The sequence below is a fragment of the Clostridium carnis genome (genome assembly GCF_054657435.1).
The window spans coordinates 2,715,199-2,734,622 of sequence record NZ_BAAHYS010000001.1 but is presented as its reverse complement, the minus strand read 5'-3'; the positions used below and the strand labels follow the sequence as shown (position 1 = coordinate 2,734,622).

Annotated in this window: 21 protein-coding genes and 1 pseudogene; 2 read left to right on the top strand and 20 right to left on the bottom strand. The window is 28.7% G+C overall.

Annotated elements, in window-relative coordinates; all coding sequences use genetic code 11:
• Position 1: 1 nt before the first annotated feature.
• From uppS to ACYQ1T_RS13280, 10 genes and pseudogenes are all read right to left on the bottom strand, one after another.
• Complete coding sequence (uppS, locus tag ACYQ1T_RS13325; protein ID WP_459835621.1) at positions 2 to 757, bottom strand: undecaprenyl pyrophosphate synthase; 756 nt, start codon at positions 755 to 757, stop codon at positions 2 to 4.
• Between the two features lie 57 nt (positions 758 to 814).
• Positions 815 to 1,372 carry a ribosome recycling factor gene (gene frr / locus ACYQ1T_RS13320; protein ID WP_459835619.1) on the bottom strand — a complete coding sequence of 186 codons (558 nt, stop codon included), beginning with the start codon at positions 1,370 to 1,372 and terminating at the stop codon, positions 815 to 817.
• A gap of 10 nt (positions 1,373 to 1,382) precedes the next feature.
• Positions 1,383 to 2,099, bottom strand: a complete 717-nt coding sequence (pyrH, locus tag ACYQ1T_RS13315) for a UMP kinase (protein WP_459835617.1) — start codon at positions 2,097 to 2,099, stop codon at positions 1,383 to 1,385.
• Between the two features lie 74 nt (positions 2,100 to 2,173).
• Complete coding sequence (gene tsf / locus ACYQ1T_RS13310) at positions 2,174 to 3,082, bottom strand: translation elongation factor Ts (RefSeq protein WP_459835614.1); 909 nt, start codon at positions 3,080 to 3,082, stop codon at positions 2,174 to 2,176.
• Between the two features lie 81 nt (positions 3,083 to 3,163).
• Positions 3,164 to 3,865 carry a 30S ribosomal protein S2 gene (rpsB, locus tag ACYQ1T_RS13305; protein WP_459835610.1) on the bottom strand — a complete coding sequence of 234 codons (702 nt, stop codon included), beginning with the start codon at positions 3,863 to 3,865 and terminating at the stop codon, positions 3,164 to 3,166.
• Between the two features lie 184 nt (positions 3,866 to 4,049).
• Positions 4,050 to 4,826, bottom strand: a complete 777-nt coding sequence (gene codY, locus ACYQ1T_RS13300) for a GTP-sensing pleiotropic transcriptional regulator CodY (RefSeq protein WP_459835607.1) — start codon at positions 4,824 to 4,826, stop codon at positions 4,050 to 4,052.
• A 214-nt stretch (positions 4,827 to 5,040) separates the two neighbouring features.
• Complete coding sequence (gene topA, locus ACYQ1T_RS13295; protein WP_459835605.1) at positions 5,041 to 7,125, bottom strand: type I DNA topoisomerase; 2,085 nt, start codon at positions 7,123 to 7,125, stop codon at positions 5,041 to 5,043.
• Positions 7,126 to 7,170: 45 nt separating this feature from the next.
• A complete protein-coding gene (gene dprA, locus ACYQ1T_RS13290) occupies positions 7,171 to 8,223 on the bottom strand; it encodes a DNA-processing protein DprA (RefSeq protein WP_459835603.1) in 1,053 nt (350 codons plus the stop codon).
• A gap of 17 nt (positions 8,224 to 8,240) precedes the next feature.
• Positions 8,241 to 8,540, bottom strand: coding sequence for a magnesium chelatase subunit ChlI family protein (locus ACYQ1T_RS13285; protein WP_459835600.1), 300 nt, complete (start codon positions 8,538 to 8,540; stop codon positions 8,241 to 8,243).
• Between the two features lie 51 nt (positions 8,541 to 8,591).
• Positions 8,592 to 8,714 (bottom strand): annotated as a pseudogene (locus tag ACYQ1T_RS13280) (ATP-binding protein); the annotation flags it as partial.
• Between the two features lie 21 nt (positions 8,715 to 8,735).
• Between ACYQ1T_RS13280 and ACYQ1T_RS13275 the strand changes: the two are divergent.
• Positions 8,736 to 9,191: a helix-turn-helix domain-containing protein gene (locus tag ACYQ1T_RS13275; protein ID WP_459835597.1), complete on the top strand. Its 456-nt coding sequence runs from the start codon at positions 8,736 to 8,738 to the stop codon at positions 9,189 to 9,191.
• On the opposite strand, the gene ACYQ1T_RS13270 is transcribed toward ACYQ1T_RS13275, so the two are convergent.
• Both ACYQ1T_RS13270 and ACYQ1T_RS13265 read right to left on the bottom strand, forming a co-directional pair.
• Positions 9,192 to 9,335, bottom strand: coding sequence for a hypothetical protein (locus ACYQ1T_RS13270; RefSeq protein WP_459835595.1), 144 nt, complete (start codon positions 9,333 to 9,335; stop codon positions 9,192 to 9,194).
• A gap of 75 nt (positions 9,336 to 9,410) precedes the next feature.
• Complete coding sequence (locus ACYQ1T_RS13265; protein ID WP_459835592.1) at positions 9,411 to 10,166, bottom strand: DNA adenine methylase; 756 nt, start codon at positions 10,164 to 10,166, stop codon at positions 9,411 to 9,413.
• A 134-nt stretch (positions 10,167 to 10,300) separates the two neighbouring features.
• Here ACYQ1T_RS13265 and ACYQ1T_RS13260 point away from each other — a divergent pair, with 134 nt between their 5' ends.
• Positions 10,301 to 10,459 carry a hypothetical protein gene (locus ACYQ1T_RS13260; RefSeq protein ID WP_459835590.1) on the top strand — a complete coding sequence of 53 codons (159 nt, stop codon included), beginning with the start codon at positions 10,301 to 10,303 and terminating at the stop codon, positions 10,457 to 10,459.
• Between the two features lie 23 nt (positions 10,460 to 10,482).
• Here ACYQ1T_RS13260 and ACYQ1T_RS13255 read toward each other — a convergent pair whose 3' ends face one another.
• The 8 genes from ACYQ1T_RS13255 to ACYQ1T_RS13220 all read right to left on the bottom strand — a co-directional run bounded on the left by ACYQ1T_RS13255 (position 10,483) and on the right by ACYQ1T_RS13220 (position 19,412).
• A complete protein-coding gene (locus ACYQ1T_RS13255) occupies positions 10,483 to 10,662 on the bottom strand; it encodes a hypothetical protein (RefSeq protein WP_459835588.1) in 180 nt (59 codons plus the stop codon).
• Positions 10,663 to 10,843: 181 nt separating this feature from the next.
• A complete protein-coding gene (locus ACYQ1T_RS13250; protein ID WP_459835585.1) occupies positions 10,844 to 10,966 on the bottom strand; it encodes a hypothetical protein in 123 nt (40 codons plus the stop codon).
• Between the two features lie 324 nt (positions 10,967 to 11,290).
• Positions 11,291 to 12,157 (bottom strand): DUF4760 domain-containing protein, encoded by an 867-nt coding sequence (locus ACYQ1T_RS13245; protein WP_459835583.1) that lies wholly within the window; start codon positions 12,155 to 12,157, stop codon positions 11,291 to 11,293.
• Between the two features lie 181 nt (positions 12,158 to 12,338).
• Complete coding sequence (locus ACYQ1T_RS13240; RefSeq protein WP_459835580.1) at positions 12,339 to 13,241, bottom strand: N-acetylmuramoyl-L-alanine amidase; 903 nt, start codon at positions 13,239 to 13,241, stop codon at positions 12,339 to 12,341.
• A 54-nt stretch (positions 13,242 to 13,295) separates the two neighbouring features.
• On the bottom strand, positions 13,296 to 13,784 hold the full coding sequence (locus ACYQ1T_RS13235; protein WP_459835577.1) for a cobalt ABC transporter permease: 489 nt from the start codon (positions 13,782 to 13,784) through the stop codon (positions 13,296 to 13,298).
• A gap of 43 nt (positions 13,785 to 13,827) precedes the next feature.
• Positions 13,828 to 14,124 carry a phage holin family protein gene (locus ACYQ1T_RS13230; protein ID WP_459835574.1) on the bottom strand — a complete coding sequence of 99 codons (297 nt, stop codon included), beginning with the start codon at positions 14,122 to 14,124 and terminating at the stop codon, positions 13,828 to 13,830.
• A 1-nt stretch (position 14,125) separates the two neighbouring features.
• Entirely contained in the window at positions 14,126 to 14,407 is a 282-nt protein-coding gene (locus ACYQ1T_RS13225; protein WP_459835571.1) for a hypothetical protein, read from the bottom strand.
• Positions 14,408 to 14,588: 181 nt separating this feature from the next.
• A complete protein-coding gene (locus tag ACYQ1T_RS13220; RefSeq protein WP_459835569.1) occupies positions 14,589 to 19,412 on the bottom strand; it encodes a carbohydrate binding domain-containing protein in 4,824 nt (1,607 codons plus the stop codon).
• Positions 19,413 to 19,424: the final 12 nt, after the last annotated feature.

Sequence of the window (19,424 nt, the reverse complement as noted above, 5' to 3'; positions counted from 1 at the left end):
ATTATACTCCCCCATATCTTCTATCTCTATTTTGATAGTCGTATATAGCTTTATGTAAGTGCTCTTCTTTAAAATCAGGCCAACATACATTTGAGTACCAAAATTCTGAGTACGCACATTGCCATAATAAAAAGTTACTTATCCTTTGCTCTCCTGATGGTCTAATTATCAAATCAGGATCTGGAGTATCTTTAGTATATAAATATTTTTCAAATAAACTTTCATTTATTTCATTACTTTCTATTATGCCTCTTTTTACATCTTGAGATACAGATTTTACAGCTCTAATTATTTCATCTCTTCCTCCATAATTAAAAGCTATATTCATAACTATTCCTTTATTATTTTTTGTTGATTCTATAGCTGAATTTACTTCATCTTGAGCATCCTTTGGTAACTTTTTTATATCTCCTAATATCCTTATTACTACACCATTTCTATTTAATTCTTCTAGTTCATTTTTTAAGTATTCAACTAAAAGCTTCATAAGCGCACTAACTTCTTCTTGTGGTCTCTTCCAATTTTCAGTTGAGAATGCATAAAGAGTTATATACTTTATTCCTAATTTATCTGATTCTTTAACTATTCTTCTTATTGTTTCTACCCCTGCTTTATGCCCCATTGTCCTAGGAAGTTTTTTAGCCTTTGCCCATCTACCATTTCCATCCATAATAATCGCAATATGCTTAGGTATATTATTTCTATCTATCTCTAAGTTTACTTCTTTAGATTTATATTTTTTAAAAATTCCTAACATGCAAAGCTCCTCCCCGCCATTTCTTTATATGGAAAAAAACCTGCTAAAGAGCAGGTTTTAAATTGACATAATCTCTTTTTCTTTTGCTAAAATTATTACATCTATTTCTTTAACATAAGAATCTGTTACTTTTTGGATTTTTTCTTCTCCATTTTTAACTTCATCTTCTGAAATATCTCCATCCTTTTTAAGAGCTTTAATCTTATCGTTAGCATCTCTTCTTATTGATCTTATTGCAATTTTAGCTTCTTCTCCAGTTTTTTTAACATTTTTAACAAGGTTTCTTCTTGTTTCCTCTGTTAATTCTGGCACAATCAGCCTTATAACAGTACCATCATTTGACGGATTAATTCCAAGATCTGAAACTAATATAGCTTTTTCTATATCTTTTACTAAGCTTTTTTCCCAAGGAGTTATAACTAAAACTCTTGGTTCTGGAGCTGAAATATTAGCTACTTGACTTATCGGACATTGGCTACCATAATAATCCACTTGAATTCTGTCAAGCATTGTAGGGTTAGCTCTTCCTGCCTTCATAGTTGAAAGATCTGAATTTAATACAGAAATAGTTTTTTTCATTTTTTCTTCTGCATGCTTTGCAATTTCTTTAATCATAAAATCCTCCTTATTTTTTAGAACAAACTAAAGTACCTATTTTTTCACCAGTAATAGCTCTTTTAATATTTCCTGGTTCATCTAATCCAAATACTAGTATTGGAATATTGTTATCCATACATAAAGAAGTTGCAGTAGAATCCATAACTTGTAATCCTTGCTCTAAAACTTCTATATAAGTTAGTGTATCATATTTTTTTGCATCTGAATACTTATGAGGGTCTTTATCATAAACTCCATCAACTTTTTTAGCTAAAAGAATTACATCAGCTTCAATTTCAGCTGCTCTTAAAGCTGCTGTAGTATCAGTTGAGAAATATGGATTTCCTGTACCAGCTGCAAAAATTACTACTCTTCCTTTTTCAAGGTGTCTTACAGCTCTTCTTCTTATGAATGGTTCAGCAATTTCTTTCATTTCTATAGCAGTTTGTACTCTTGTCATTACCCCTGCTTGTTCTAATGAATCTTGAAGAGCTAAAGCATTTATACATGTAGCCATCATTCCCATATAGTCAGCTTGAGATCTATCCATTCCTTCTCCACTTCTACCTCTCCATATGTTTCCGCCACCTACTACTAAACCTACTTCAACATTCATTTCTACTAAAGCTTTAACTTCTAAAGCAATTCTCTTTACTATATCAAAATCAAATCCAAATCCATTTTGACCTGCTAAAGCTTCTCCTGAAACTTTTAATATTACTCTTTTATATTCGCATTTTTCCATTCTTAATCCCTCCATAAATTATTCTGATCACTTCTTCTCTAAAAAAAGAGAACACTAAAGTGTTCTCCTTTATATTATTTAGTCATCTTAGCTACTTCTTCTGCAAAGTTATCTTCAGCCTTTTCGATACCTTCTCCTCTTTCGAATCTAACGTATCTTGTTACAGTTATAGGAGAACCAACTTCTTTTGATTTTTCTTCAAGATATTTGCTTATGCTCTTATCTCCATCTTTAACCCAAGCTTGATCTAAAAGACATACTTCTTTGTAATACTTTTGGATTCTACCCATTACCATTTTTTCAACTATCTTTTCTGGCTTTCCTTCATTTAAAGCTTGAACTCTGTAGATTTCTTTTTCTTTTTCTAAAGATTCATTATCTACTTCATCTTTGCTTAAGAATGTTGGATTAGCAGCAGCAACTTGCATACAAACGTCCTTAGCAACTTCTGCTAAAACTTCGCTTTCAACATCACAAGCTAATTCTACAACAACACCAATTCTTCCACCACCATGAATATAGCTTTGAACAGCGCCTTTTTCTATAGCAAATTTAGCAAATCTTCTAACTGTCATGTTTTCACCTAACTTAGCGATTAATGCAGTTAGTGCTTCAGATACAGTGCTAGTTTCATCATATTTTTCTGCAACAAGTTCTTCTACCGTAGTACTTGTTGTTTTTGAAGCCATTTCAGCTAATCTATTAGCAAAGCTTACAAATTCTTCATTAGCAGCAACGAAGTCAGTTTCACAGTTAAGTTCAACTATACCAGCAGCCTTATTATCTTCTGAAATGAAAGTCTTAACTATACCTTCTGCAGCAACTCTTCCAGCCTTCTTAGCAGCAGCAGCAAGACCCTTTTCTCTTAATATTTCAATAGCTTTTTCCATATCTCCTTGAGATTCTGTTAAAGCTTTTTTGCAGTCCATCATTCCTGCACCAGTTTTTTCTCTTAATTCTTTAACTGATTGAGCAGTTATCATATCGAATTCCTCCTTAAGATTAATGTAAACCTTCTTATTTAGGTTAAAAGGTAAATGAGTAACCTCACCTACCTTTATAAATTATTCAGCTAATTGTTCGCCTTGTCTTCCTTCGATTATACCATCAGCCATTTTAGCAGTTATTAACTTAACAGCTCTTATAGCATCATCATTTCCTGGGATTACATAGTCAACTTCTTCTGGATCACAGTTAGTATCAACTATACCTACAACTGGAATTCCTAAAATCTTAGCTTCTGAAATAGCGTTCTTTTCTTTTCTTGGATCAACAACAAACATAGCTCCTATATTTGAAGCATCTAAGTTTTTGATTCCGCCTAAGTTCTTTTCTAGCTTTTCCATTTCGCCTTTTAGCTTTATAACTTCTTTTTTAGGTAATACTTCAAAAGTACCATCTTGCTCCATAGTTTGTAAAGCTTCTAATCTGTTAATTCTAGTTCTGATAGTTTTGAAGTTTGTTAACATTCCACCTAACCATCTATTGTTAACGAAGTGCATATTTGATCTTATTGCTTCTTCTTGAATAGCTTCTTGAGCTTGCTTCTTAGTTCCAACAAATAAGATATCCTTTCCTTCTGTAGCAACTTCTTTTATGAAGTTGTACGCTTCGTCTGCTTTCTTAACAGTCTTTTGAAGATCTATTATATATATTCCATTTCTTTCTGTGAATATATAAGGAGCCATCTTAGGGTTCCATCTTCTTGTTTGGTGTCCAAAGTGTACACCAGCTTCTAATAATTGTTTCATTGATATTACTGACATTTTGTTACCTCCTGGTTTATCCTCCACTGTCTTCATTCTTATAAAGAATCCTAAATTAGGCACCAACTTTATAAATTGGACAATGTGCGTATTTTATTACCTTAGTTAGTATAACATAAGGTTTTTGTGCTAGCAACATATTTTTATAAAAAGTTACATAATATGAAAAGCACACTATATATATCTATTTAATCTTTTTTAACTCATCTAATAGCTTTTCATTTAATATTTTTATATGAGTTCCCTTCATTCCTAGAGATCTTGATTCAATAACTCCAGCACTTTCAAATTTTCTTAAAGCATTAACTATAACACTTCTAGTTATTCCTACTTTGTCAGCAATTTTTGATGCAACTAGTAATCCTTCATTTCCGTCTAATTCATCAAATATATGTTCAACTGCTTCTAATTCTGAGTAAGAAAGAGTTCCAATTGCTAATTGGACAACTGCCTTTTTTCTTGCCTCTTCTTCTATCTCATCTTGTTTAGCTCTTAAAACTTCCATTCCAACAATAGTAGCACTATATTCTGCTAATACTAGATCATCATCTGTAAATTCTTCTCCAAATCTTGCTAGTATTAAAGTTCCTAATCTTTCTCTATTTCCTACTATAGGCACAATTGTAGTTATTTTATCTTCCATCATACAATCGCCTTCACCATCAAATACACAAAGACCCTTATTACTTAAGTTAGCTATTGTATCATGCACATTTAATAGCTTGTCATTATACTCTGCAGGAAATCTTTTTTCATCTATAACATGCTTTCTCATTATATCGCATTCAAAATTTTTTGAAAAAGTATATCCTAATATTTTTCCTTTTCTACTAGCTACATAAACATTGCATGAAAGAACTTCACTTAAAAGTGAACAAACATCTTCAAAAGCAACAGGATCAGTACCTGACTTTTGTAATATCTTGTTTAACATTCTAGTTTTATTTAATAATGATGACATTTAATCATCCTCCTCATTTCCAACTATCTAATAACGCTTATTATTTTTAGAAAATTTAAAATTATTCTAATTTTCTAAAATATTCTCACCACTTATTTATACTATCATACCCCTTGCTTAATTTCAACAAATTTTTTAAGGTTTTCGACATTTTAGCTTGATGAGGAGGTAATTTTAAATTTTTGTTAATTTGTAATTGATTTCTTTAAGTTATTTACTCTTGTTCCTTTGGAATATCCATAATTTCCTTACATTCACTATTAGAACATTGAGCATAATTTCCTTTTGATTTACTATATTTAAGAACCATATAAGATCCACATTTTTTACATTTTTCTTTTATAGGTTCATTCCAACTAACAAAATCACATTCTGGATATCCTGAACATCCAAAGAACTTTTTACCTCGTTTACTTTTTTTAACTACTATTTTTTTACCACACTTCGGACATGGAGTATCTATTTCCTCTACTATAGGTTTTGCATTTTTACATTCCGGATACCCTGGACATGCTAAGAAATCTCCATAACGCCCATGCTTTATAACCATCATTCTACCACATTTATCACATGGTACGTCACTTACTTTATCCTCAATAACTACTTTAGAGATTTCTTTTTCAGCTTTTTCTATTGCTATTTTTAAAGGTTCAAAGAATTCCCCTACAACCTTTCTCCATTTTTCGTTACCTTCTTCAATACTGTCAAGATTTCTTTCCATATCAGCTGTAAAATCAACATCTACAATTTGTTTAAAGTATTCACTAACAATATTATTAACTATAAATCCTAATTCAGTTGGTATTAGATTTTTCTTTTCTCTATTTACATAATCTCTTCCTAACAAAGTTGAAATAGTTGGAACATACGTACTTGGTCTCCCTATGCCTTTTTCTTCTAATAGTTTTACAAAAGAAGCTTCTGTATATCTAGCTGGAGGTTGAGTAAAATGTTGTTTTCCATCTATATTTACTTTATTTAATACCTCTCCCTCTTCTATTTTAGGAAGTGTAACCCCTTCTTCCTCTTCTTCTGTAACATATTCATATAATTTCATAAATCCATCAAAACTTATTGTAGATCCTGATGCTCTAAATTTATATTCACCATTATGAATTTCTATACTATTTGTATTTAATTCACATGAAGACATTTGACTTGCTACAAACCTCTTCCATATTAAAGAATAAAGTTTATATTGCTCTGGTGTTAATGAATTTTTAGCTACTTCTGGAGTTATTTCAACTATTGAAGGCCTAATAGCTTCATGAGCATCTTGAATATTTTTCTTTCCCTTATATACTCTCGCATTAGCTGGAACATATTTATCTCCATATGTGTTTTTTATAAACTCTAAAGCTTTTCCTTGCGCTTCTTCTGATATTCTTACCGAGTCTGTTCTCATATATGTTATTAAACCAACTGTACCATATCCTTTGACTTCAACTCCTTCATAAAGAGCTTGAGCTATAGACATTGTTCTTTTAGTCATAAAGTTCAATTTTTTTGAAGCATCTTGTTGAAGAGTACTAGTTGTAAAAGGTGCTAATGGATTTCTAGTTTTATTTCCTTTTTTAACTTTTACAACTTTAAATTCTCCTTTTTCTAGTTCACTTATTATTTCATAAGCTTTTTCTTTACTATCAATTTCTATTTTTTTGCCTTTATATGTAGATAGCTTTATTTCAAATTTTTTTCTTTCTTTAGTTGCTATACAATCTACAGTCCAATATTCTTTAGGTATAAATGCTTTTATTTCTTCTTCTTTATCACATATTAATTTAAGAGCTGCTGATTGGACTCTACCTGCACTTAAACCCCACTTTACATTTTTCCATAAAATTGGACTTATTTCATACCCAACTAATCTATCTAATATTCTTCTTGCTTGTTGTGCATCAACCAAATTTAAATTTATTTTTCTAGCTTCTTTTATAGATGACTTAACTGCAGACTTAGTTATTTCATTAAAAACTATTCTACAACTTTCATCTTCAGAAATTTTTAATATATTAGCTAAGTGCCATGAAATTGCTTCTCCTTCACGGTCAGGGTCAGTAGCAAGATATATTTTATCTGCTTTTTTTGCAGCTTTTTTTAACTTATCAAGAAGCTCTCCTTTACCTCTTATAGTTATATATTTAGGATTAAAATTATTTTCTATGTCAACGCCTAGCTTACTTTTTGGCAAATCTCTTACATGTCCCATTGATGCTTCAACAGTATAATTTTTTCCAAGATACTTTCCAATAGTTTTAGCCTTTGCAGGTGATTCGACTATTACAAGATTTTGTCCCATACAGAAAACTCCAGTATAATTTCTGGAGTCTACACCCCCTTAAATTCATAATGATTTTGCATAATAATTGCCTGGAAGGCAAATAATTTCATTTCTATTTTGCATTTCAAATAATAACCCAAAGACTACCTTCCTGTCAACATTTACACCTTCTAGTATATCATCCAAATGCTTAGGTTCATCATTTATTATATCTAAAAGTTTATTTTTATATGTATTTTTATAAATGCTTTCTTTTCTATTTTTAATTATATTAAAAAATGTATATAAATCATCTATATCACAAAATATATTTGCTCCATCTGCTATTAATCTATTACATCCATCACTATTTTTTTGAAATACTGATCCTGGAATTGCTAATACGCTTTTCCCCTGTTCCGCTGCATAATTTGCTGTAATTAAAGAGCCACTTTTTATAGAGGCTTCTACAACTACAACACCACTACTTAAAGCACTTATTATTCTATTTCTCCTTGGAAAATTGTATGAAAATGGTGGAGTTTTAGGTAAAAATTCAGATATCAATAAACCATTTTTTATTATTTCATTATACAATTTTTTATTATTCTTTGGATATACAACATCTATACCACACCCTAATACTCCAATTGTCTTTCCGCCTTCTTTTAATACTGTATTATGTGCAATTGAATCTACTCCCTTTGCAGCTCCACTTATTACTGCAATATTATTTAAAGCAAGTTCTCTTGATATTACTTTAGTTATTTCAGCACCATAATTTGTATAATTTCTTGAACCTACAATTGCTCCTATTTTTTCATTTAATAACTGTATATCCCCCTTATAAAACAAAACATATGGAGGCTCTTCAATATTTTTTAGTCCTTGTGGATACTTCTTAGAATTAATTGTAATATACCCTATTCCATTTTCCTTTATATATTTTTCAAATAAATTTAATTCATCTATAGTTATCTCTTTTCTATCTAATAATTTATCTTTATAAAAATTATTATTTAATATTTTTTCCCAATTATTTTTAATATTTTCTTCACTTTTATATTTTTTTATAAGTATTAGTTTATTTTTATTGCTTAATTTAGTTAATATAAACCATAATTCATGTATATTCATAACAACCTCTCTTTACTTTAAATTATATCTCCATTAACATTTTTTCTATAGCCTAAAGCTTCAAAAATATGATGCTCTTCTATTACTTTAGAACCTTCCAAATCTGCAATTGTTCTGGCAACTTTTATTATTTTCCCATATCCTCTCATTGTTAAATTACAACTTTTATAATATACTCCTAAAAGTTCTTTTGCTCCCTTACTCAAGTAACTCATTTCCTCTATATCATTTCCTTTTAATTCTGAGTTATAATTATAATTCGTATTTTTATATCTTTCATTTTGTATTTCTCTTGCTTTTAAAACTCTTTCCCTCATTATATCAGAATCAATTTTATCTTTTCTTTTATAAATGTCATCATATTTTAATCTTGGTACATAATTTAATAGATCTACTCTATCTAGTAAAGCTTTAGAAAGCTTATTTAAATACTTTCTTCTCTCATTTTCTGTACAAATACAAGTATCTTCATCTATTCCTCCTATGTAGCATCCACATGGACAAAATTACAAATGTTAGGTTTGACTTATAATAAAAAAAATCCTTCCTATTATATAGAGGAAAATCTATATCAATTTTATGGTTATAAGTTAGCTGAATTAAGATTAAAAAATAATATAACAAAAAGAGATTTATCTAGCTTATTAAATATAAGCGAAAAGACATTAAGAAGCCTAGAAACAGGTCAACTAAACAACCCCTTCTATTACTATAATATATATTGTAGACATTTTGGTTTCAAAGCATACAACTACTTAGACTTTTCTTTAATTAAAACAGACACTTTAAATGGTAAGGTCATTTTTTTAAAGGCATACTATGGTGTTAAATCTAATAAAGAACTTGATTTAATTTTAAGATTCTATAAAGGTGCTATTACTGATTATTTAAATCATAAAAGTAAAAATATAAACATAGAATCCTCTATAATAGAAAGTGTTTATATCATAAAAAATAAGAAGGATTGATTAATCCTTCTTATTTTTATCATTAAAACCTTCCTTATTTAACATACTAATTACTATATCCCAAATTTCTTCTCTGAAATCTATTTTTTCTTCTACTTTTTCTTTTCTTTTTTTATATTCATTAAAATAAATTATATTAGACATGTTAATACCTCCTCAATAATTAGTATTAACCATTATTTCCAATATATTCTTCGAAAATAAATCTTTATCTAAATTTTAATAGTTTGTTATAATTAATTCCTTATAATTTTTTCTTGCTGAACTTTCCCTTGAAATAGAATAGTTAACTTCAACTTCTTTTATGTTAAAACCTTTATATAATTCTCTTATTTTTTCATGATCATTTATTGTTAAAATAAACTTGCCTTTTATATTTTTAAGTTTTTCATGTAGTAATATATGGTCATCTTCTTTAAATTCAGTGCCGTACCCAGCAGTTTCTAGGTATGGAGGATCACAAAAGAAAACAGTATATTCTCTGTCATATTTTTCTATTATTTTTTCAAATGAAAGATTTTCTACAAATGTATTTTTTAATCTTTCTCGTACTGGATCTAAGTATGTTTCTTTAAACATTTTCTGATTTGGTAATGTATTTGTGCCATATCCATAATGTTTTCCTTTTGATGCAAAACTATAATTAATTAGGTATAAAAACCTAATAGCTCTATGTATTTCTGTTAAATTCTCTAATGTATAATGCTTGTACTCTTCAAATATATCTCTACCACTAAATTCATAATCTAATAACCTCTCCATTTCATGGCTATGATATTTAATCATTTTAAATAAATTTACAAGTTCTTTATCTATATCATTAATTACCTCAACTTTACTAAGTTCTTTTCCAAAATATACCCACCCTGCACCGAAAAATAATTCAATATAACAAGTATGCTCTGGTATCATTTCTATTATTGTTTTTCTTAATTTAGATTTTCCACCAACTCTACATATAGGTGGTTTCATCATAATATCACCTCTTTTAGAACAAATTTACATATTACTATAATTATATAGAACATATGTTCTTGTGTAAAGTTAAAATTTATTATTTTGTTTATTTATTTTAAAAATTGGAAATATTTAAAATGAGGTGATTATATATGTTAGAAATTATTTTATCTTTATTAATTGTATTACTTCCTCTTCTACTTTTAATTCTTATATCTATTTATATGCTATTAATATTTATGAAAAATAGTGTTATTGAAGTAAGAAATATAACAGAAGAATTAAATAAGAAAAATAACACTTGGGAATAATCCTAAGTGTTATTTTTTTTAAGCTATATTTGCTTTCTTCTTTCCTCAATTAAGTTCTCTAACTCTTGTAAATCTTCTAATGTTGCTTGTTTTTTTATAAAACTCCTTGTTCTTGATCTATTGCTGAGGTACTTTGCATACTCCTTATTTTTCTCTTGCCACTTCTTATTAGCTTCTGTTTGGCTATTTTTACTATCTTCCATTTTGGCTCTCCTTAAATAATTTTTAGTAATTTCATTATAAGTATTACCAAAAAAGCAATCACTCCAATTAATGATATTATCTTAAGTGTTAATTGTTTGTATAATTTCTTCATATTGATTTTGAAGGACATATTTGTTATTATTTTTATAAGGAGTTAGGTTTTATCCTAACCCCCTAGGTTCAGTTAAATATCGCTACTAATATCAGTATCCAGCCGATAAGCGATATTAACTTTATTGTGAGCTTTTCGAGTAATTCTATTACTTTGATTAGCTCTTTTATTTTATCTTCAATATCCTTCAAACCATCACCTCCTTACAATTATATTATACTACGCATAGTATAAATTTGTCAATGCTTTTTCTGATTTTTTCAAAAAAAAATAAAAACCCCTAGATTTTAATTTAAGTGTTCATTTTATAAGATAAACAATATTAAATTGATATATTATTGACATTTTTTTCTTATAATGTTAATATCAAAGTAATATTTATAGAAATGAGGGATTGATTATGTGGGGAGAATTCTGTAACGTATATTCACCATCTAAAGAAAAAGATAGTAAGGATAAAAATAAGAAATAGTTTCTTTATATAATTTTTTTAAAAAAGGTAATTGCTTTTGCAATTACCTTTTTACCTTTTTATGCTTATGAACTAGATTTCTTTTTGCATCAATTTCACTTTCTTCTGTTTCTTGATATCGTAAAGACCACTTATTATATAATTCAGTTATATTTGTATAATACTTATCTTTTCCGGTCTCATTTATATACGCTATTTTAAAATATACTAACTTAACCATGCTTAAAAATGATTGATGCAAAGACTGATAAACAGTTTCTTCATCTGCTACGCCACTATTAAAATACATGCAAAAATATTCTAATGTGTTTAATGTATCTTCTAAAGTATCAATATACAACTTTTTACAATATATCTTATAGTACATATCTTGTTTCTTAATTTCATTTAACATTTTTTCTTTCTTTTTATTCGCCTTTTCATCTGTAGCAGCAATCTCACCTTGAGCATCTAGTAATTTATTCATTTCTTCAAAGTATTTACTAACTTTAAGTGCATCAAGATGTCTATTTAATTCATCTTGATCTAAATCGCTCTTCATGTTTATTATAGCTTTCATTAATATATTCTCATTTATATTTTCCATCTCATTATAAATTTTATTTATGTCTTGCCCTTTAAATATTTTCTTTAATTCATCTCTATCAAACTCTTTTAAATCATGATATTTAATATTTTCAAAATATTTTTCTATTTTACTAGCTTTAAATATAGAATTTAAATATGACATATTATTCATCAATTTTTGTGCGTATAACTCAGCTAATTCAATAGCTTTTAATATTTCCTGCTTATCATGCTGCATTTTCTGCTCCTTTTTAGCTGAATATATTTGATACCCTACAAATAATAACGCTATTATAGTTGCGAAGTTAGCTCCATTTTCTAGAATAATATTATTTCCTTCCATAAAATCCCCCCATTCCCAATAGATATTATACATAGTTTCTCATTTTTTTACAATATAGTATTAAATTTTACATAAAATAAAAGATGCTAGTAAGTAAGATTTCTACTACCTATTAGCCTTAAAATAGAATTTATCGCAAAAAAAATAAAGGTAGAAGGGTTTTACCCCCTCTACCTCGTAATTATTTATTAATCTTATATTTATTTAAAGCTGAATCTATATTTTCACCTTTTGAAACTCTCTTAGCTAAATCTTTACAAACATCTAATGTATCAAATCTATCTCCATCTGCAATTTTATGAGTTATATATCCTGTAAATCCAAATTGACCTGCTTCTCCCTTACGTGGATTATCTCCACCTACAGCTATTATTCTTTTAGCAACTTTTCCTCCATCGAAATTGAACGGTACTTTTGCATCATAAGCCATTGCACCTACTGCATATGCTAAAAATTTAGCTCCACATTCATCTATTGGGTTTGTATATAATACTATTGTTTCCATCTTGTATTCCACCTTTTCTATATTATTTTGATTATTAGTTACTGATATATTCTTATTTAATATTCCACCTACTATTGCTTCAGCAATCTTCCTTGGCCCTAACTTTCTATATAAAGCTACATCTTCAGTAGCTTCACAAAAGCATACCTCAACTAATACAGCCTGCATTTTAGTCATTCTCAAATCATAATAATCAGCTTCTTTTACACCTCTATTTTTAAATCCTAATGCAGCTATATTATTTGAGATTCTTTGAGCTATATCTTCATCTTTAATAGAATCATTTTTACTATATACAAATGTTCCTGTACCTATAGCTCCTTCGTAATAACTATATGCCTTATCAAAATGTATAGGGATATATATATCTGCTCCCCACGCGTTCGCTTTATTAACTCCAGCTACTAAATCTGTATTTACATCACATGGTCCAGGAGTACAGTCTAAAACCTCATGTCCCTGTTCTTTTGCAACATTAATACATTCTGCTAATACTCTTCTATCTTCTGTTAATTCATCTATAATTCCTCTCGCTCCAGTAGCTTGTTCATTATGTCCACCTCTAAAAGCAATTTTCATATTATATCATTCCTTCCTTATTTAAATTTTTTTATATTAAAAAAGAACAAGATATTATTCTTGCTCTTTTGGGACCACTTCTGAAATTCTATTTAATTTACTCTTTAAATCTTGATTTTCTTGAATTAATTTACTATTCTCTTCTTGTATTTTTTTAACTTCTTCTTTGAAGCTATCTTTAAATAAAGCTTCTTTTCCTTTGTTTACTTCTCCAGCTATAGCTTGTCTTAATTGACTTACCTGGTCCTTAGTTAGGTATGGTATTTTCTCTAAAAGTAATTTATCAAATTCATCTGCCTTTGAAGTTAAAGACTCTTTTAAATTATCTGTAATTCTGTATTTTTCCTCCACTATGTTCCATATTTGCTTGGCCATGTTGAACTCTTCTTGATGTTTATCTAGCTTTAACTTTTGTTCTGCTAGTTCTTTTTTCTTAACAATATATTCTACTGTTGCACTTCCTACACTTTTTATAATTGCTACAAGCACTCCTGTTAAAGCTACCCCTAATGCTCCTAATACTGGTGTTAAAAATTCTTGCATTTTACATCTCTCCTTTTATTTTTATAAATTAAAAGAACAGTATTTACCCCTGCTCTTCTTTGGTCTTACTTAATTGTTTTCCAGTTTGATTAACTCCAATAGCTACTCCCCAACATAATATCCCTTGTAGCACTGCATTTATTACAGCTTCATAAAATACTTTATATTGCGAGTTAATGATATTTAATAATACTGCAAATGTTATAGCAAATAACATTAATATTACAGTAATATAATTATCTCTAACTGATTCTATTTTCTTTAAAAATATTCCTAACACATAGATAGCAGCTATTAAAATTAAAAGATTTTTAGGTATAAAGGTTAATAAATTTTCCATGTTATTTTTCCTCCTCAAAGTTATCAATTCTTTTATGTGCAGATTTACAACTTTCTTCAACTCGAATTAATCTATCATTCATTTTTGACATTTCTCTATCTCTTTGCTTATTATCTAGTTTTATATCATCTACTCCTCTAGATATATAATCTAGTTTAGCTTTTGTTTCTGCATCCTCCCTTGTTTCTGCTCTTATGTCTTTATTCTTGTTTCTTTGAAAGCTTAAATAGCTTATAATTGCACCAAGTAATGTACAAGCTAATCCGATACTTATAGTTTCCATAACTCACCTTCCTTTATTTTTAAAAATAAAAAGAACCTATATTTCTATAAGTTCTGATTGACATAAATCTTGTCTTTAATTTATTATCTTTCTATAGTAGTTAATTGTTTTTGCTAGGTAGAGATTAATACACATACTGCTTTCTCTACCTAGTATTTTTTAAAATAAAAAACAACTAAAATTATTTAGCTGCTTCTAATACGTCTATTCTTTTTTGATAATCTTGACATATCTTCCAAAGAACACTTATCATTGCATATAAGTCTATCCCATCTGAATTTAATGGATTTAAATATCTTCTCGCATCTTCTGTCATATCTTCTAATATAAATCCTAATGCTTGTGATTTAGTTTCTATATATTCTCCTTCTGAATCTTTTATTATAGAATAATTTTCACGCTTATAATTATAAGTTTTAATCTCATTTTTCATAAGAATATCTTTGAAATTTATATTGTTAGTTTCCTCTATATTCTCTTTATATTCTCGTCTCGAAGTTTGAACTACAGCACTACATATAAGTCTAGAATATCCACCATCATCTCCAGTTCTACATTGCACATCTCCGGATGCTCCTAAAAGTTTAATTGCACCACAATCACCAGTTCTATTTCCTCGTATAAAAAAGTGTCTATCCTTATATTCAAAAGTAGCTTTATTAAAATTACTTGCATAAAAGTCAAATTGGTTTGGTTGAACACTTAAATAATTTTCTTTATTACATTGTAGTCTTATAAAACCATTAGCACCATCTATTCTACAATCGTCTCCAAATAGCTTTAGAATGTGATCATGAGGTTGAAGCCTGCCTTGAAATGATAAATTTCCGTTACTATCTCCTTGCAACATAATTTGCCCTGCATTATTTAATACTGTTAATGCACCATTTCTAATAGTAACTCCATCTCTGTCAATTATAGTGTTCCCCGAATATATTTCATCTGGGTGAGGTGTATATTTTCTAGATGCAGCACCTTCTGTAAGTGTTAAATCTGTGTACCATACATACCCATCGTTATCACAACGCCCTATCTTAAAGTGCATATTATATACGTTTAATTCTCCATCTGTTGTAAATGTTATAGAGAACTTATTCCAATTAGTATCACTTTTCCCACCATTTGTTTCATTTAAATTTGCACTACCGAATATCTTCCAATCTCCGCCATTACGTTGTATATGCACATAACCTTTAGCTCTATGCCCTGCTTGATAGCCAGATAGTGTATAAGTAGTATTTCTCTTTAAAGTTACACTTTGTGCTAATCCGTACTCACCTTGAGTAGCCCACTGTCCCCTTATTTGTAAAGTATTTCGACCATCTAAGCACCAATTACTATTTGATCCAATTAGACTAACGCTTTTATTTTGCCCATTCCAGACATACTCGTGAGTCCAAAATCCTGTTGTATCTTTTAAAAATTGCCCATTTCTAAGTAAGTTATATCCGCCACTTTGGCTAAAATCTAACTTCAATTGCGTAGATGTTAAATCCATACTAGCCTTAGTAGCATATATTCCACTTGCATCATTTTTGCTTAGAAAAGTGTTGCTAACTTCTAATTTTATATTATTTGCTTGCTGTGTTATTGCACTATTTAAAGCACTTGTAGTAGCATAATTATTAAGTTTACTATCTGTACTAGAATTAGCACTGTTTATAGCTTCTTGTTTAGCAGTATTAATTGTAGCTTGTACAGTGCTTATAATTGCATTATCTGTAATCTTTTGTTCAGCTGTAGACATTCTACTATTTAAAGAATTTAAATTATTATTTATAGTAGTAGTTGTTTGCTCTACACTACTTACTTTAGAAGTTATAGAATTTAAATCTAATGTTATATTAGCTACATTAGATTTAACTAATTCTACTTTTATATTAACTTCATTAATAGCCTGGTCAACATCTTCTAATGGAGTTACATAACTTGTCTGCTTATCTCCCTCCTCCATTTGTATATCCCATACCTCAACTGTATATTCTGTTGCTATACTAGCCCCTCTACCTATTTGTATATATACATTTCTATCACTAGTATTATTGGCAATAAAACTTACTCTAATCTCTTGTGCTAAAGAATTTTCTGGATATGGAATGCCACTTACATAATTATTAGTTGGTGCTCCATTTAAATAAGTTTTTACATTATCGTGTGAACAATGTCCCCCTACAAAATTTATAGTTCCGCTTAATTTTCTAATTTTATATGATAATACATATTTTTTTCCTGGTATTAGCATATTTGAAGTTAATTTTAACCCAAAATTTAAGTATGAACTACTCCAAGAGTATTTATTACCACTCTTTGTAAACGAAGTATGATGAGCTACAATATTATCATTTTTAGCTAAATTTCTACCGCCAATCTGCATAGCATCTATAGCACTATTAACAGTATTAGTTACTTGAGTTTGGTCTACTTTTAAATCTATTTTATTTAATAACTGTGTTATACTCGCCACTTGATTATTAACTGTACTATTTAAATTATTTATTTGAGTTGAATTTGAGCTTACTGTACTTTTAGTACCAATTAAATCTCTTTCAACTGAGTTAACTCTAGTTTCTACCCCTGTAATCTTTCCTGTAAGCTGGTCTAAACTACTAGAATGACTTCCAATAGTGCTATTAATAGAATCTACTTTAACAACAGTTCTATTGTAATCATCTTTTAACAATACTATTTGTCCATCTCTTGTGATTTGAGTATTATTAATAGCTGTACTTATTTGCCCTTGCATTACATTAATAGAAGTGCTATTAGATGTAGTTATCTCTTTTACATCTAATACAGCTTGTTCAATATCTTCTTCTACTTTTATATTCGAAATAGTTACATTACAAGCAGAGTTATAATTCCTTCTGTTAGGTTGGATATATAAGTTGTAATCTCCTTCCAATATATCTTTTGTTCTAGCATAAATAACTACTTTGTGGAGATTTTCATCATTAGGTAAATTAACACCTGGCGTATCATAATTATTATTTTGCAGAACATCATCTATATAAAGTTTTTGTTTTAAAAATAATATCGAATGTCCTCCTATACAATTCAAGTTACCACTATTTTTCTTTATAAAGAATCTTATAACATAATTACTCGAAGGTTTAAATATTCTCCCTAAAATTTTTATTCCTTTACCTTCCCAAGAATCTCCTGCATCAAAAGTATAAGAGTATTTATTAATATAAATCTTTGTTAAAAATGCTTCTATACAATCTTTTTCACATAAGTTTTTATCACTTATATTTATATTTTGAACTTCTGTTTTAAGACTATTAAAAGATACATCTAATGTTTGTCCAGTAAGGTCTATAGCTACCTTGCTAGCTAAAATACGTTGTGTATTAGTGTCTTTATTAAATCCTGTGATTAAGCTAGAATAATTTATCTGCTTTTCTCCTATTGAATTTGAAGCTATCATGCTTTCTTTTATTAAGTCATTCGCTATAGCCTTTTCCTTTATGCCTGTATGGTCTATTAAGGTGGTAGTGCCATCTTCTCCACGCAAAATAAAGTTAAAATTCCCTTTGGTATCTTGTCCCATTTGAATTCTAACTCTATTATTTTTGTCTTTAAATTGTTGCGTAGCTCCTACAATTTCTATTCCGCCATTTTCGCTTACTATCCTGAATTTATTAGTAGAAATGTCTCCTGCTTTAAGTGCTGAAATATTAACATTAACCATATTTGCATCTTTTACAAATATAGTATTCATGTTTAACTTATCTCCAGTAATCCCTCCAGTTTGAATGTTCTCACTAGATAAATTTCCATTAAGAATTGTTTTAAGAGTCGATGACTCTGCTTCTAATACTTTAATCTTTGCATTTATAATATTCGTATCTGTTATATCTGCTTTATTTATAAGTGCTTTATTTATTGTTGCATCCATAGCGATTAAATTCTGTATTTTTGCATCTATAACATTTAAATCCTCAATATTAGCTTTATTTATTAATGCTTCATTTGCTATTAATAATTCAGTAACAACTCTATTAATCTTATTTGCCATTGACCCATTTTGGTCAAAAGAATTTTTATTTTTAGTTTCTCCTTTTGCTTTTAATTCACTATCTAAGCCACCATCATAACTTAATTTTGTATTTAAGATAGGAAGTTTTCTTGTAATTCCCTCTACATCCGTATAAGTTATAATATCCCCTACATCAAGACTTAAATCCCCTTGCCATTTAATTGTATATCCTAAATAAGAAAATCCATTTAACCTATTATAAATATCTGTAAGAATAGCTTGATTTACCCAAGGATTCTTAAACTGTAGTTCCATACTATCAATTCCTAAGTTGCCTTTGGATAAAATTTCTTCTCCTACTTGACAGCTTATCTTGCCTATTTTGTATTCAACTTCATCTCTTTGTAAATCAAATACTCCTTCTCCTATATCTCTCTGAACATCTGTAGGATATATTATAGTAAACTTTCCATCTCTAGTTATTAACGCATTTCCACCACATATACTTGCTATAAACCCTAATACTTCTCTACAAGTAAAGCCTTCCAACTTCTTTAAATTATTATAAGTTGGAAGGCTTCCTATAAATTGTACTCCTGTAAACTCTACTAGTTCATTTACTATTTGTTGTAATGTTGAGGCGTCTCCTAACTTACTAAAGTATGGAGTTTTAAATTTAACCATATTATCATAACAAGTAAATTTTGTAGTAAAATCATCTTTTTTAACATTTTCTATATTAAAAATTCCTAAAGGAACATACTCTATTGAGTTATTTATCTTTAAACCCACTTCAACTTTTATTTGATTGGTATTAAATATAGTATCTGTAGTATTTCTTAAAACTAAATCCAAACACATTGAAGGTGTATTACCTATGCTAAATACCTCTTGAATACCACCATTTAATTCAATATTTTCTACTTCTTCATTTGTAAAAACCCTCTCTCCTATAGTTATTCTACATTCAAAACTTCTACTAGTTTTTTTAATTTCTGTTTTATACGCTGTACTTGTATTCTGCAATCCCTAACCTCC

What these genes read in the sequence shown, in the direction of transcription:
- tsf (WP_459835614.1), bottom strand. Translation starts at nt 3,082, where the DNA reads ATGATAACTGCTCAATCAGTTAAAGAATTAAGAGAAAAAACTGGTGCA.
- frr (WP_459835619.1), bottom strand. Translation starts at nt 1,372, where the DNA reads ATGATTAAAGAAATTGCAAAGCATGCAGAAGAAAAAATGAAAAAAACT.
- ACYQ1T_RS13225 (WP_459835571.1), bottom strand. Translation starts at nt 14,407, where the DNA reads ATGGAAACTATAAGTATCGGATTAGCTTGTACATTACTTGGTGCAATT.
- rpsB (WP_459835610.1), bottom strand. Translation starts at nt 3,865, where the DNA reads ATGTCAGTAATATCAATGAAACAATTATTAGAAGCTGGTGTACACTTT.
- ACYQ1T_RS13235 (WP_459835577.1), bottom strand. Translation starts at nt 13,784, where the DNA reads ATGCAAGAATTTTTAACACCAGTATTAGGAGCATTAGGGGTAGCTTTA.
- ACYQ1T_RS13240 (WP_459835580.1), bottom strand. Translation starts at nt 13,241, where the DNA reads ATGAAAATTGCTTTTAGAGGTGGACATAATGAACAAGCTACTGGAGCG.
- codY (WP_459835607.1), bottom strand. Translation starts at nt 4,826, where the DNA reads ATGTCATCATTATTAAATAAAACTAGAATGTTAAACAAGATATTACAA.
- ACYQ1T_RS13255 (WP_459835588.1), bottom strand. Translation starts at nt 10,662, where the DNA reads ATGGAAGATAGTAAAAATAGCCAAACAGAAGCTAATAAGAAGTGGCAA.
- ACYQ1T_RS13265 (WP_459835592.1), bottom strand. Translation starts at nt 10,166, where the DNA reads ATGATGAAACCACCTATATGTAGAGTTGGTGGAAAATCTAAATTAAGA.
- ACYQ1T_RS13260 (WP_459835590.1), top strand. Translation starts at nt 10,301, where the DNA reads ATGTTAGAAATTATTTTATCTTTATTAATTGTATTACTTCCTCTTCTA.
- ACYQ1T_RS13270 (WP_459835595.1), bottom strand. Translation starts at nt 9,335, where the DNA reads ATGTCTAATATAATTTATTTTAATGAATATAAAAAAAGAAAAGAAAAA.
- ACYQ1T_RS13245 (WP_459835583.1), bottom strand. Translation starts at nt 12,157, where the DNA reads ATGGAAGGAAATAATATTATTCTAGAAAATGGAGCTAACTTCGCAACT.
- topA (WP_459835605.1), bottom strand. Translation starts at nt 7,125, where the DNA reads ATGGGACAAAATCTTGTAATAGTCGAATCACCTGCAAAGGCTAAAACT.
- pyrH (WP_459835617.1), bottom strand. Translation starts at nt 2,099, where the DNA reads ATGGAAAAATGCGAATATAAAAGAGTAATATTAAAAGTTTCAGGAGAA.
- ACYQ1T_RS13275 (WP_459835597.1), top strand. Translation starts at nt 8,736, where the DNA reads ATGTTAGGTTTGACTTATAATAAAAAAAATCCTTCCTATTATATAGAG.
- dprA (WP_459835603.1), bottom strand. Translation starts at nt 8,223, where the DNA reads ATGAATATACATGAATTATGGTTTATATTAACTAAATTAAGCAATAAA.
- uppS (WP_459835621.1), bottom strand. Translation starts at nt 757, where the DNA reads ATGTTAGGAATTTTTAAAAAATATAAATCTAAAGAAGTAAACTTAGAG.
- ACYQ1T_RS13230 (WP_459835574.1), bottom strand. Translation starts at nt 14,124, where the DNA reads ATGGAAAATTTATTAACCTTTATACCTAAAAATCTTTTAATTTTAATA.
- ACYQ1T_RS13285 (WP_459835600.1), bottom strand. Translation starts at nt 8,540, where the DNA reads ATGAGGGAAAGAGTTTTAAAAGCAAGAGAAATACAAAATGAAAGATAT.